Raw genomic sequence first — 12698 nt, 5'->3', positions numbered from 1 at the left:
ATTAAAGGTCAGACATCTGTACAAAGGGGTAATGAGTGTGGGTAATGTAAGTTTACTATTCGGTGGCGTCGCACTGTTTTTAAATAGTCTCGTTCTTCTCGGGAAAGTGGATAGCAAGAGCGCAGGATTTTTTAGTTTGTTTACGGGACTCTTACAAACGTTTATCGCCACATGGTTATTGATTGGGGCGAGTCCAGAAGAGCAATTCGGTCATGCGAGTATCTATCTATTTGCGTTCACTTATTTATATGTAGGGGTGACGTTTATTTTGAATTTAGACGGACGTGGCGTTGGCTGGTTCTCATTATTCGTTTCGATTGCAGCTGCTTTTTACGGTGTGATGGCGATTGCAGAAAGTGATCCGATGGGGGCATTGACGTGGTTCTTCTGGTCATTCCTTTGGGCGCTGTTCTTTTTTGGAATGGGACTCGGGAAACCGAACGAGACCATCACAGCACGTGTCGCCCTCGTATTATCATGGTTGACGCTGATTGTCCCGGCGATGGTTGGGATGGCTGGACTGATGAACGGATGGTATGACATGGTTTGGTGGGCGGCGAGCGGTACGGCAATCCTGTACTTCATCGTTTCTGTCAAGCGTACGAAACAGACGATTGAAATTGCTTCATGATGAATTGAAAATGATCCGAGGTCATCGAGCGCGTTCAAGTCGTGCCCGATGTCCTTTTTTATTGAACGCTGAAAGGTCGATATATGCAATACTTAGAAAAATGGAAATGAATGATACGGTACGAATGTCGTTAATTCTCAAAAAGTGGGGTTGAGTTGATGATTGCACTTGAAGCGTTGAAAAGTAGGCTTGTAAATAATCGAATCGAAATTCAAAACGAAGAGGGATATGTGGACACGTTACACTTTTCATTCAGTGAGCCCGCGACGGAAGTTGAAATCAAGCGATTGAAGCAAATGATGCCAAATGACGTTATCCAATTTTTAAAGAGTCATAATGGTGTTGAACTATTTGTCCATCCGACATATGGTGGAGGGATTCGACTCTTTAGTGTGGATGAAATCATCGAATATCGTGAAATATGGGAGTGCCCTGAACAATTCATCCCCGTCGGTGTCGGGAGAGATGGGGAATGGATTGTTTGCGAGGTCTTAAGCGAAAATGAGAACTACATTTGGATTGGGGAATTTTTGACGTACGCAAATGACACCGAAAAACTTCCGGTGGATTATAGACGCTGGCTCGACTATTTGATTGTCGCCCAAGGTGCTCATTTTTGGGATTGGTTCAGAGGTTAAAAGATGATGACTGAATATTTGATTTGAATGATGACTTTGAAATGCGCACTCTTTATTGAGTGTGCTTTTTTACAGTTATTTTGTGTCTGAAATGTGAAAAGTGGGAATGAGGAAGCTAAAGGAGGCGAAAGCAGATGAGTGATGGTCTCGTGTTATTACTCGGATTACTTTTATGTGGTTGGATGCTGTTTGCCGTCGTATTTGATGATAGAATAAAAAGAAGAATTTGATGGCCCGTCTCGTGAAGAGACGGGTTTTTAATTGAGGAGTGAGATGTATGAAAAAAACACCTGTCGTCGTCATCGTCGGGCCGACCGCTGTTGGCAAAACGAAGACGGGCATCGAACTAGCTAAAGCGTTCGACGGCGAGATCGTCTCGGGTGATTCGGTTCAAGTATACCGGGGCATGGACATCGGTTCAGCAAAAGTAACGAAAGAAGAGGCCGAAGGGATCCCGCATCATTTGATTGATATTTGTGACCCGGATGATGCTATGAGTGTCGCGATGTTCCAACAATTGGCGCGTGCCGCCATCGATGATATTTATGCCCGTGGCAAGTTACCGATTATCGTCGGTGGGACGGGGCTATACATTCGCTCGATCTTATATGATTATGAATTTGTGGAGCAACCTGTCGATGAAGCACTGCGGGCTGAACTCGAACGGTTTGCAGAAGTCGAAGGGCGTGAAGCGCTACATCAACGATTGGTCCAACTTGACCCAGAGCGTGCGGCTACGATTCACCCGAATAACGTGCGTCGTGTCGTACGGGCGCTCGAGGTGGCGATGCAAGGTGATACACAGACAACAGACAGTGCGCCATCCGAACATTATGATTATCGATTGTTCGTCCTCCACGCAGATCGTGAGATATTATACGACCGAATCAATCAACGCGTCGATGCGATGATGGAAGCAGGACTTGTCGAAGAAGTCGAACGACTTTTGGCACAAGGATATCGTGATACGCAGGCGATGCGGGCCATCGGATATAAGGAAATGATTCCCTTCATCGATGGAAAGATGTCGAAAGAGAAAGCGACCGACTTGCTTAAACAGCACACAAGACAGTTCGCGAAACGGCAATTAACTTGGTTCCGTCATCAATTTGATGGAATTTGGGTGGATATGGGTCGAAAATCATTTGAACTATCATATAAAAATATTTATGATGATGTAGAGGGGTTTTTTCGAAAATTCCGATTATTTTAAAGAGATAAAGACTAGGGGGAATCCAGCATGAAAGCGAGCTACAACATTCAAGACCATTTTTTGAATCAACTTCGAAAAGAAATGGTACCAACGACCGTATTTTTAGTAAGCGGGTTTCAAATTCGAGGTGTCATCAAGTCATTTGATAACTTTACTGTCATCGTGGAGTCGGAAGGTCGTCAACAATTGATCTATAAGCATGCGATTTCGACATTCTCTCCGGCACGTAATGTAACACTATATGAGCCGGATGCAGTTGAAGTAACAGAAGGATGAGCATAAGAAAAGGAGCGGCCCGGGGACCGCTCCTTTTCTTATGCCGTTTTTGTCGTTCCGGGTTGTTTGATTGCTTCAAGAACACGCTGGATAGCGCATCCACCGAGGAGCGAATCCATTTGACCACAAATCTGAGTCGGCGTTGAACGATGTAACAATGCGTATGTTCGCTTCCAAGCACGCTCTGCTGATTGGATTCGGACGAGAAGATCGGCGTGGCTCAGTTCTTTTAGTTTATCAATATTGAGTCGGTTAGTTCGAGCGAAAGCAGACAGGATAACCGCCTTCGCTAACGGCGTCTGAAGAGGATAACCAGAAAGCTCAAGCGCCGCCATAGCCCCTTTCATCTCATGCTCGACGATTTTGTCGAGTGATGCATCTTTGGCATATGGATTACCGGAAAGATGCGTGAGTGACTGTTCTAAGTCCTGCATCCCTACCGGACAAGTTGACCCTTGCAGAATATGTTCAATGGATTGTTGCTCTTGTGCATAACGTGTCGCTTCCCCCGAGGCGATGAAACGTTCATACGTATCGATTAATGAAATCATTATCGTTTCCCCCTTTATCGAACTACCTTTATCGTATCAATAATCGTAAGCGCTTTCAATATAATGATGGCAAAATCGACACCCTACTAGAAAGTATGTTCGCCTAATAGACGGAAACACGATACAATGTCATAAGATGCGAGGAGGGAATAATTATGAACTATTATCAACAAATTGATCCGGTCATCGGTTCATCGATGAACCATGATCGATTTCAAATACCACTAATAGACAAATCAAAGGACCGTTTAGACCAGTTAGCCGATGGGGCCCCTGTCCAAACAAAAGCGCTCGTCAGTACAGTCGAGGTTAGAGAAGGGAAGAATGGTGCGAAATGGCTTCAACTAAGTGTCACGACGGCGAACGGGATGATGCGTGCCAAACATTGGCTCCGTGGAAATGAAAGTGAACTGCTTCCAATCTACGAGTCGGGTGTCATCGAATTATCCGGGAAAATCGATGTCTATCCAAAACCGGATGGCGCCAAATCGATTACGATTGACCGCGTCCATCCTATCTCAAAAGATGAGGCAATCTCGTTATTACCAGGCTTGCCAGGGGATGAGACGATGGAGCAGTTTGCGGATGAATTGTTCAGTTTGATTGATACGTTGTCACCGACCTATCAACAGATCGCCTACGGCCTCCTTGATTTCGTTTGGGATGATTTCGTACTATCGCCAGCGGCACTCTACCACCATCATAACTATGCGGGAGGTCTATTGAAGCATACCGTGTGTATGCTTCGTCTCGGCTATCGGATTCAAGAGCAAGATGACTATTTGGCGATGGTGTTTCGTGTAATCAAAGAAGCGGAGCAGTTGCACAAAGTCGACCTTTGGAATACGATGAACGGTGTTAAAATCGAACAGGCATATAAAGGAACGTTTGAATCGCTGTATGCCGCCTGTGAAGCGATGGCCGAGCGGAAAGAACCGTTGAATTGGGATGAACTCGCACTTGGAATCCTCTTCCACGACATCGGAAAAATATATGAATACAGTCATCTGTTATCTAGTCCGAATCGTTTTGAGAAGTTATCTCCTGTTGAGGGCACAAGTGAAACGACCGGCATCTCCATCAACCCGATGGGCACACTAATTGGGCATATGCCATACGGTGGGCTATTGTTTGAAGAAACGTTACGCCAGACGTCGACGCGACTGCCATTGGATGTCCACCATCGAATCTGGCACATGATTTTATCACATCATGGGAAACGTGAGTGGGGATCGAGTGTCCTCCCGATGACAACGGAGGCTTGGATGCTTCACTTGATTGATTTATTGGATGCGCGTTATGAGAAATGGGCTCGCGCGCACGAAGATTTGTAAGAAAAGGGTGGTATCATGATTCCCGTACAATTAGTGACCGGGTTTTTAGGAGCAGGCAAGACAACGTATATGAACCGCTTACTCGCGGCGACGGATGAAAAAATTTGCTTGATCGTCAACGAGCTCGGCGCGATAAATATCGATGAACAATTGATCGTCAAGATGGACCAAGAGCAAATCGAACTCTCAAACGGATGTATTTGCTGTTCTATCCAAAATGATTTGAGTAAGACGTTCTATCAATTGGCTGCAAAGCAAGAAACATTCGACCGGGTCATCATCGAGACGACCGGTGTCGCGGATCCCGCACCAATCATTCAGACGATTTACTATGATGAATATTTGCGACAACACTTCAAAATGAATGCCATCTTGACGGTTGTGGATGCCAGTCAAATGGATCGTGAACTGTTCAAAGAAGGGATTCATCAAATCGCTTATGCCGATCTCATCTTGTTAAATAAAACCGATTTAGTGTCGACGGATGAACTCAATCAAGCACACCGCCGAATCGAGCAACTCAATCCGACGGTGAGGATTGTAGAGACGATTCAAACAAAAGGCGATTACGAATTACTTGAGAATACGTTCCAACTGTCACGTGTCGATGAACAGAAGTTGAGTCAACTGACAGAGACGAGTGAATCGGTCTCTTCCCTTCGTGCGATCACGTTGAGTGCCGAGCGTCCGTTGTCTCGAGAGCGCGTGACCCGTTACGTTCGTGAAGTATTGATGCACTATGAGGATGCGATGTATCGGATGAAGGCGATTGTCCGCTTACAGGATGAGGAGCGCAAGTTTGTCATTCAAGCGACGAATCAGTTGATGGGCGCAACATTTGCAAATGAGATGCATGAAGGGGATCGTTCCGTATTTGTTTGGATTGGGAAGGAACTAGACCAAGATGCACTGGCACGGGGATTAAAAGCATGTGAGGTGGAGCAAGATGAAGCTTATTCTAGTTGACGGATTTAATTTATTGTCACGTTATTATTTTGCAACGGAGCGAAGACGAGCACAAGATCCGGAAGTGACGGTAAAAGGATTGCTTCGGAAGGTGGATTCTTGGACGACAGACTTTTCCCATATCGCTTTCTTTTGGGACGGGACACGAGAGTCCACACACCGCTACGCGCTGTATCCTGAATATAAAGCAACGCGTAACGGACTTCCGGAGCCGCTCTTTGAAGACTATTTGAAATTAAGGTCTGCTTTGGATGAACGAGGCATCTTACAATCCGAGTTGACGGGATATGAGGCCGATGATTTGATGGGCGCCGTCGCGACAGCGTTCCCGGGCGAATCGTACCTCTATTCTTCAGACCGCGATTTACTTCAGTTGTTGTCTCCGAACGTGTTTCAAATCATGCCGAAAAAAGGTGAGGAGCAGCTCGTCAATGAAGCTTCTTTTGAAATGATGTACGGGGTGAAACCATATCAGTTTGTCGACGTGAAGGCTTTGCAGGGAGACTCTTCGGATAACATCCCGGGGGTGCGTGGCATTGGTCCGAAGACGGCGACGATTTTGATTCAGCATTACGATACGATTGAGACGCTTTATGTGCATGTTCAAAATGAAACACTTGAAGCGCCCCATCAAAAGTATGCCAAAAAACTAGACGGCCATGAAGAAATCGCCCTCTTATCGAAACGACTGTCTCAGATTGATATCCATGCTCCTGTCAATACAGATTGGGAGGCGTACCGGTTTGGTTCACATTTATTTTGACGCGGCCACCAATCAGACGACTGGAGATAATGGAATCGGTGTGTGGATCAAGTCGTCCGACGGTACGGTATCGACGTTTAAACGTCGCATGCAAGGATTGACAAGCGTTCATGCGGAATTGGTTGCATGTGCTTATGCACTGGAACAAGCTCATGCATTAAAAGATGAAACCTCATTCATGCTGTATTCCGACGCCGAAGTGATTGTTCGCGCATTAGAGCAACGTTTCATGAAAGATGCATCGGCGAAGCCTTTATTTCTGAAAGCACTGATTGCCTACGATGAATTGCCGACCGTGTTCTTAAAATGGGTCCCACGAGCGGAGAATCGAGCGGATGTGATTGCACGTGACGCATTGAATGGAATGAATTAAGCGACCGAGATCATTCTTGGTCGCTTTTTTGACGGAGTCATTTCTTTTTAGATGGTTTTTCGCTAAAATGAAAGCGTAGTCAACTATAGAGGGGGAATTATACATGGATTATCGGATCGAACGGGACACAATGGGGGAAATTAAAGTTCCAGCTACGGCGAAATGGGGAGCACAAACGCAACGTAGTCTTGAAAACTTTAAAATTGGTGCAGAGAAGATGCCACTTGAAATCGTATCCGCATTTGCCATTTTGAAAAAAGGTGCCGCTTTAGCAAACGCTGAACTCGGTGTACTCGAGGAAGAGAAAGCAGCGATCATCGCAGAGGTGGCTGATGAGATTTTAGCAGGGCAACATGACGCAGAATTCCCGCTTGTCGTCTGGCAGACAGGGTCGGGCACGCAGTCAAACATGAACGTCAACGAAGTCATTGCGCATCTTGCGAATGAAAAGTTACAGGCTCGTGGAGCATCTATCACGATTCATCCGAATGATGACGTCAACAAATCGCAAAGCTCGAATGATACGTATCCAACTGCGATGCACATCGCCGCCATCCTTTCCGTACAAGATGATGTCCTTCCAGCAATCGACTCGCTTTATCAAACTCTTTCACAAAAAGCTGAGGCATTTATGGATATCGTCAAAATTGGTCGGACGCACCTTCAAGACGCGACGCCGGTCACACTCGGTCAAGAAATCAGTGGGTGGGTCCGGATGCTTGAATTGTCAAAACAGATGATCGAGCGCACGATTGAGCCACTCACGGAGCTTGCACTTGGAGGAACGGCCGTCGGAACTGGGATCAATGCACACCCTGAGTTCGGTGAAGTTGTAGCTAAGAAAATTTCAGAAGAGACGGGTAAACCGTTTGTGACAGCCGTCAACAAGTTCCACGCTCTCACGAGTCACGATCAACTCGTTTTCACACATGGTGCATTAAAAGCCTTAGCGATGGACGCGATGAAGATTGCGAACGACGTGCGTTGGTTGGCTTCTGGACCACGTGCAGGAATCGGAGAAATCACTATTCCGGAGAATGAACCAGGAAGTTCAATCATGCCAGGTAAAGTCAACCCGACTCAAAGTGAGGCGCTCACGATGGTTGCCGCACAAGTACTCGGAAATGATGCGACAATCGGTTTCGGGGCGAGTCAAGGGAACTTTGAATTGAACGTCTTCAAACCAGTCATTATGTATAATTTCCTACAGACTTGTCGTCTATTGACGGACAGCTTACATTCTTTCAATGATCACTGCGCTGTCGGAATCGAGCCGAATCATGAAGTGATCTCACATAATGTGGAGCAGTCACTCATGCTCGTTACAGCACTCAACCCGCATATCGGATACGAAAATGCAGCAAAAATTGCGAAATTGGCACATAAAAATGGTACTTCTTTAAAAGAAGCAGCCTTGGAAACCGGTTTATTGACTGAAGAACAATTTGATCAATGGATTCGTCCGGAAGAGATGACGTCACCGAACTTAAAAGTGAAAAAATAACACAAGGCGGTCGCAAGACCGCTTTTAGTATGTCTTTTTTAGGGCATAAGTCCTAGTAATATGTAAAACAATAGAAAATAAATAAGGAAATAGTTGTATTTCATCCTGAGAAGTCGCATAATCGAAACATAAGAGAATTCGGGGAGTACGAACATAGGGGGGACGGGAATGGAGCAAGGTCAACTCACTGAGCGTATACATATTATTTTGAAAAAGATAGCGGAGTCGAGACAAATTCCAAAAAGCGATATCGAGTTTCTACTCGATTGGATGAAGAAGGAAGTTCGGCAACGACGATTGATGCATTTGTTAGAAATCTTTAGTCGTGTCGAGTCTGACGCGAAGGAGTTGCCAAGCGTCCTCACACATGCGGAAGCTTTGACCTTGATCTCTCCTGTGAAACGCTATATCCATACCGTCTTAGGGATTGAACAGGAGGATGAGGATCTCGTCCTCATCTTATCCGCAAGCTTTTCTACATTTAGTCGTTACAAGTCGCGCGTCGAGAAGCTCGGAGCACGTCCGGTATTTTTGCAGACACTAGAAGAGGCCGTCGAATACGATTATGAGGATGTGCCGAAAGCCATCATCATGGACGTTGAATTATGGCCACAATTTAAAGAGCGAGATATCCAATCTTTCGTTAGCAAGATGAGAAAGCTCTATGTTCCACTTATTGTCATCGGAACGAATGAACATTATCGTCTTGCGGCCTATTCATACGGATTCGACGATTATTGGGAATCGTGGGTGCCGATGGAGGAACGATTGGTGCGTCTCGGACTACATATCGAAAAATCACGTCTCGTATCAAAAGCGTTACTCGTGGATGAATTAACGGGTGCTTTCAACCGTAAGTATTTAAAGGCGACCTTTTCTCGGTTCATCTCGAGATTGGAGCGGTCTGGTGAGAGTTTTGCTGTCGCACTTCTCGATATCGATCACTTCAAACAATTGAATGATACGTTCGGTCACTCGTATGGCGATGACGTTCTTCATCGCGTTTCTGAAGAAATCCGTCATGCCATTCGTTCTAGTGATGAGCTCATCCGATACGGAGGAGAAGAATTCTTAATCCTCTTGAATGTCTCAGACCGTGCGATCGTCGAATCGGTACTCGAGCGAGTCCGAACACGTATCGAAGAAATGGAATTTCCATACGACCATCAGGTGACGGTGTCGATTGGATACACCCGAGTCTGCCAGACAGGCTATACACTCGGTGAATGGTGTGCCTACGCAGATGAGGCGCTGTATAAGGCGAAACGAGATGGTCGAAATCGTGTCGTCCGATACACTTCTGCTGTTCGTGAGGAGAAGCGAATCGCCTATGTGACGATGTCTGCCAATACCTATACATCGCTTGCTGATCGACTCCCCAAAGAGCATCGCCGATATGAAGTCGTATACCGTCCTTACGAGGCGTATTCTTGTAATGACAATATCGAGATGTTCGTCTTGGATGATGCGCGTGCGCAAGAAGCGAAAGGGACGTTGTCTGCTGTGAAAGAGCAACGAGGCAAATATAGTCACATTCTTGCTGTATCGAAACGAACGGCGTCTGAACTCGGAGCAATCTATGACGATTATGCGGATGGAGAACAGGACGAAGTCATCACGAGAAAAATTGAACAGTGGCTGGAAAAATTGCCAGACTAAAAAAACAGACATCATGATGCGATGTCTGTTTTGTCGTATTGTTTGAATGAAAAGGCATATGCATGTGTTTCGTCTTGCGGGTGGTCGATTGTACTCGTAATTGACCATTCCCCAATCCGTTCGGGATAATACGTATCGGCCTCGAACGATGCAGCGACTTCCGTTGCATAGATCCGGCTCGTCATTAGCATCGTCTGCTCATATAACGTGGCGCCACCGATGACAAACCATTCTTCATCTTGACTCATTTCGACGAGACGGTCTAAATCATGCCAGACTTCGACTTGATCTGCTGAAAAGGAAACATCTGATGTGACGACGATATTGCGTCGGTTCGGTAACGCTTTACCGATGGACTCAAACGTCTTTCTTCCCATCACGACCGTTCCGCCAGACGTGATGGTCTTGAAATGTTTCAAGTCATCTGGCAAACGCCATAATAAGTCATTATCTTTTCCGATTTCACGACCTAATCCATATGCGACGACGTGTGAAATCATACGCTCACTTCTCCTTTGATGTGCGGATGCGGATCATATCCTAGAATTTCGAAGTCTTCAAAACGGAATGATTCGATTGAAGGGACGTCTCGGACAATGTTGAGTTTTGGTAGCGGACGTGGGTCACGCGACAACTGAAGTTCCACTTGTTCGAGATGGTTGTGGTAGATGTGTGCATCACCAAGGGTATGGACAAAGTCGCCGACTTCGAGTCCGGTCACGTGTGCGACCATATGCGTGAGTAGTGCGTATGAGGCGATATTGAACGGTACCCCTAAAAACGTATCAGCGCTCCGTTGATACAATTGACACGAAAGCTTTCCGTCAGCGACATAGAATTGGAACAATAGGTGACACGGCGGCAGGGCCATCTCCTCTAGCTGTCCTGGGTTCCATGCCGAGACGATCAACCTTCTTGAATCTGGGTTCGTCTTGATTTGGTCAATCACTTGAGCCAACTGATCGACAGAAGAACCGTCCGGGCGTGGGAAAGAACGCCACTGTGAACCGTATACTGGACCAAGATTGCCTTCTTCGTCTGCCCATTCGTTCCAAATGCGGACCCCGTTATCTTGAAGGTATCGGACGTTCGTCTCTCCTGAGATGAACCATAATAGTTCGTGAATGATGGAACGAATATGTAATTTCTTCGTCGTGATAAGGGGGAACCCTTCTTGCAGATTGAAACGCATTTGGTAACCAAATACACTCGTTGTCCCGGTCCCGGTCCGGTCTTCTTTTACGACACCATGGTCGAGGATGTGTCGACATAAGTCATGATATTGTTTCATACGTGATGTTCCTCCTTCTCAATCTCCTACCACTAAAGGTATCAATTGTGGGAAGGAAACACAAGATATAGTGTCGTGAATCAGGATGAATCCATATACTGAAAAAACAATCATGATTCTTCGTTTTCGTGACAAGCGGTTTCGGGTATAATGGGGAATGAACAAAAGGAGGGGTTTGATGAAATTACAAGGGAAGAAAGTCCTTCAACTTGTCAGTAATGACTTCGAGGATTTAGAGCTTTGGTACCCGGTACATCGCCTTCGTGAAGAAGGGGCGCACGTGATCCTCGCTGGGGAAAAGGCCGACCACGCATATATCGGTAAATATGGTGTGCCAGCAAAATCTGACGTGGCGTTTGATGATGTGGACATCACATCGTTCGATGCGATTCTCGTGCCAGGCGGATGGTCACCTGACTTATTGCGCCGTTTCGATTCGGTGAAAGGATTCGTCCGTTATATGGATGAACAAAAACGACCAATCGGTCAAATCTGTCACGCCGGTTGGGTGTTGATTTCTGCGAACATTCTAGACGGGGTGAACGTGACGAGCACGCCGGGAATCAAAGATGACATGGAAAATGCGGGAGCGATTTGGCATGATGAGCCGGTCGTCGTCGATGGACATATCGTCTCAAGTCGTCGTCCGCCAGACTTGCCAGATTATATGCGTGCGTTCATCGACGTGTTCGCAAAACAGTAACTGAACCATAAAGGAGCTATTCAACGTTGAACTTAAAATCGAATCCATTACTTCGTAAATCAATGCAGTCCACAGCTTTCAGTGCCGAACCGATGACGAAAGCAGGTACATGGTCTAAGGTGTTCACCTTGCTTTTACTCGTGACAGCGGCAGCCGGTACGACATGGCTTGTCGTCCCGACAATCGGAGAAGGGCTCTTGTTCCCGCTCATGATCGGGTCACTCATCCTCGGCTTTATCTTTGCTTTGCTCATCACGTTTAAACCAAATACGGCTCCGGTCGTCGCACCCCTTTACGGGATTATCGAAGGTGTCTTCGTCGGCTCGATTTCGTATTTCTTTGAAGCGATGGTCCCTGGTATTGTGGGACGTGCCGTATTAACGACGTTTGTCGTCGCCTTTGCGATGTGGTTTGTCTATACGACAGGGCTTGTCAAAGTGACACAGAAGTTTAAAGCCGGTGTCATGGCAGCCATGTTCACAGTCATGTTGTTATATCTCGTGCAACTCGTGATGAGTTTGTTCGGTTCAGGCTTGGCATTCATGACCGGTTCAAGCCCACTTGCGATCGGTGTTCAATTCGTGATTGTCATCGTCGCTTCACTCGCTCTCGTCTTAGATTTCGACTTTATCGCAAGTCAAGTCGAAGCTCGGGCTCCGAAACAGTTGGAATGGGTCGCGGCATTCGGATTAATCGTCACGCTCGTGTGGCTCTACATCGAGTTGTTAGATTTACTTTATCGTCTAGCGATGAGAGAATAAGAATCAATCATCGATCCGTTGGGTCGATGATTTTT

At 46.3% G+C, this 12698-nt stretch carries 15 protein-coding genes; 12 read left to right on the top strand and 3 right to left on the bottom strand.

The window, feature by feature from the left end:
• The first annotated feature begins 31 nt into the window (after positions 1–31).
• The 4 genes from KNO79_RS07225 (at position 32) to hfq (ending at position 2758) form a co-directional block, all read left to right on the top strand.
• Entirely contained in the window at positions 32–631 is a 600-nt protein-coding gene (locus tag KNO79_RS07225; RefSeq protein ID WP_251125237.1) for an AmiS/UreI family transporter, read from the top strand.
• 158 nt (positions 632–789) lie between these two features.
• Positions 790–1269 (top strand): SMI1/KNR4 family protein, encoded by a 480-nt coding sequence (locus KNO79_RS07220; RefSeq protein WP_214690978.1) that lies wholly within the window; start codon positions 790–792, stop codon positions 1267–1269.
• Positions 1270–1546: 277 nt separating this feature from the next.
• Positions 1547–2482 carry a tRNA (adenosine(37)-N6)-dimethylallyltransferase MiaA gene (gene miaA, locus KNO79_RS07215; RefSeq protein ID WP_196430636.1) on the top strand — a complete coding sequence of 312 codons (936 nt, stop codon included), beginning with the start codon at positions 1547–1549 and terminating at the stop codon, positions 2480–2482.
• Positions 2483–2509: 27 nt separating this feature from the next.
• Positions 2510–2758, top strand: a complete 249-nt coding sequence (gene hfq / locus KNO79_RS07210; protein WP_012726185.1) for an RNA chaperone Hfq — start codon at positions 2510–2512, stop codon at positions 2756–2758.
• A gap of 38 nt (positions 2759–2796) precedes the next feature.
• On the opposite strand, the gene KNO79_RS07205 is transcribed toward hfq, so the two are convergent.
• Positions 2797–3309, bottom strand: a complete 513-nt coding sequence (locus KNO79_RS07205) for a hypothetical protein (protein ID WP_214690977.1) — start codon at positions 3307–3309, stop codon at positions 2797–2799.
• Between the two features lie 155 nt (positions 3310–3464).
• On the opposite strand from KNO79_RS07205, the gene KNO79_RS07200 reads away from it, so the two are divergent.
• The 6 genes from KNO79_RS07200 to KNO79_RS07175 all read left to right on the top strand — a co-directional run bounded on the left by KNO79_RS07200 (position 3465) and on the right by KNO79_RS07175 (position 9908).
• Entirely contained in the window at positions 3465–4643 is a 1179-nt protein-coding gene (locus KNO79_RS07200; protein ID WP_214690976.1) for an HD domain-containing protein, read from the top strand.
• 15 nt (positions 4644–4658) lie between these two features.
• Entirely contained in the window at positions 4659–5609 is a 951-nt protein-coding gene (locus KNO79_RS07195; RefSeq protein ID WP_214690975.1) for a CobW family GTP-binding protein, read from the top strand.
• Positions 5590–6372, top strand: a complete 783-nt coding sequence (locus tag KNO79_RS07190; protein ID WP_214690974.1) for a 5'-3' exonuclease — start codon at positions 5590–5592, stop codon at positions 6370–6372. Before KNO79_RS07195 ends, KNO79_RS07190 begins: the two co-directional genes overlap by 20 nt.
• Complete coding sequence (locus KNO79_RS07185) at positions 6353–6745, top strand: reverse transcriptase-like protein (protein WP_214690973.1); 393 nt, start codon at positions 6353–6355, stop codon at positions 6743–6745. Before KNO79_RS07190 ends, KNO79_RS07185 begins: the two co-directional genes overlap by 20 nt.
• Positions 6746–6848: 103 nt before the next feature.
• The gene (gene fumC / locus KNO79_RS07180; RefSeq protein WP_214690972.1) at positions 6849–8249 is read left to right on the top strand and encodes a class II fumarate hydratase; all 1401 of its coding nucleotides are present in this window, start codon (positions 6849–6851) and stop codon (positions 8247–8249) included.
• A 168-nt stretch (positions 8250–8417) separates the two neighbouring features.
• Positions 8418–9908, top strand: a complete 1491-nt coding sequence (locus KNO79_RS07175) for a GGDEF domain-containing protein (protein WP_214690971.1) — start codon at positions 8418–8420, stop codon at positions 9906–9908.
• Positions 9909–9919: 11 nt separating this feature from the next.
• Here KNO79_RS07175 and KNO79_RS07170 read toward each other — a convergent pair whose 3' ends face one another.
• Both KNO79_RS07170 and KNO79_RS07165 read right to left on the bottom strand, forming a co-directional pair.
• Complete coding sequence (locus KNO79_RS07170; RefSeq protein ID WP_074037102.1) at positions 9920–10408, bottom strand: dihydrofolate reductase; 489 nt, start codon at positions 10406–10408, stop codon at positions 9920–9922.
• Positions 10405–11199: a thymidylate synthase gene (locus tag KNO79_RS07165; protein WP_074037101.1), complete on the bottom strand. Its 795-nt coding sequence runs from the start codon at positions 11197–11199 to the stop codon at positions 10405–10407. The genes KNO79_RS07170 and KNO79_RS07165 overlap by 4 nt, the downstream gene beginning before the upstream one ends.
• Positions 11200–11377: 178 nt before the next feature.
• On the opposite strand from KNO79_RS07165, the gene KNO79_RS07160 reads away from it, so the two are divergent.
• Both KNO79_RS07160 and KNO79_RS07155 read left to right on the top strand, forming a co-directional pair.
• A complete protein-coding gene (locus tag KNO79_RS07160; protein WP_074037100.1) occupies positions 11378–11902 on the top strand; it encodes a type 1 glutamine amidotransferase domain-containing protein in 525 nt (174 codons plus the stop codon).
• Between the two features lie 26 nt (positions 11903–11928).
• The gene (locus tag KNO79_RS07155; protein WP_214690970.1) at positions 11929–12663 is read left to right on the top strand and encodes a Bax inhibitor-1/YccA family protein; all 735 of its coding nucleotides are present in this window, start codon (positions 11929–11931) and stop codon (positions 12661–12663) included.
• Positions 12664–12698 lie beyond the last annotated feature (35 nt).

It is taken from the genome of Exiguobacterium sp. s43 (assembly GCF_018617255.1).
In the GTDB taxonomy this organism is placed as follows: Bacteria; Bacillota; Bacilli; order Exiguobacteriales; family Exiguobacteriaceae; genus Exiguobacterium; species Exiguobacterium profundum.
Note: the sequence above shows the minus strand (reverse complement) of the source record. Positions and strands in the feature narration are given on the sequence as shown.

Coding starts and splice junctions, on each gene's coding strand:
- KNO79_RS07190 (WP_214690974.1), top strand. CDS start 5,590: ATGAAGCTTATTCTAGTTGACGGATTTAATTTATTGTCACGTTATTAT.
- KNO79_RS07220 (WP_214690978.1), top strand. CDS start 790: ATGATTGCACTTGAAGCGTTGAAAAGTAGGCTTGTAAATAATCGAATC.
- KNO79_RS07200 (WP_214690976.1), top strand. CDS start 3,465: ATGAACTATTATCAACAAATTGATCCGGTCATCGGTTCATCGATGAAC.
- miaA (WP_196430636.1), top strand. CDS start 1,547: ATGAAAAAAACACCTGTCGTCGTCATCGTCGGGCCGACCGCTGTTGGC.
- KNO79_RS07160 (WP_074037100.1), top strand. CDS start 11,378: ATGAAATTACAAGGGAAGAAAGTCCTTCAACTTGTCAGTAATGACTTC.
- KNO79_RS07205 (WP_214690977.1), bottom strand. CDS start 3,309: ATGATTTCATTAATCGATACGTATGAACGTTTCATCGCCTCGGGGGAA.
- KNO79_RS07225 (WP_251125237.1), top strand. CDS start 32: ATGAGTGTGGGTAATGTAAGTTTACTATTCGGTGGCGTCGCACTGTTT.
- KNO79_RS07165 (WP_074037101.1), bottom strand. CDS start 11,199: ATGAAACAATATCATGACTTATGTCGACACATCCTCGACCATGGTGTC.
- fumC (WP_214690972.1), top strand. CDS start 6,849: ATGGATTATCGGATCGAACGGGACACAATGGGGGAAATTAAAGTTCCA.
- KNO79_RS07195 (WP_214690975.1), top strand. CDS start 4,659: ATGATTCCCGTACAATTAGTGACCGGGTTTTTAGGAGCAGGCAAGACA.
- KNO79_RS07175 (WP_214690971.1), top strand. CDS start 8,418: ATGGAGCAAGGTCAACTCACTGAGCGTATACATATTATTTTGAAAAAG.
- hfq (WP_012726185.1), top strand. CDS start 2,510: ATGAAAGCGAGCTACAACATTCAAGACCATTTTTTGAATCAACTTCGA.
- KNO79_RS07170 (WP_074037102.1), bottom strand. CDS start 10,408: ATGATTTCACACGTCGTCGCATATGGATTAGGTCGTGAAATCGGAAAA.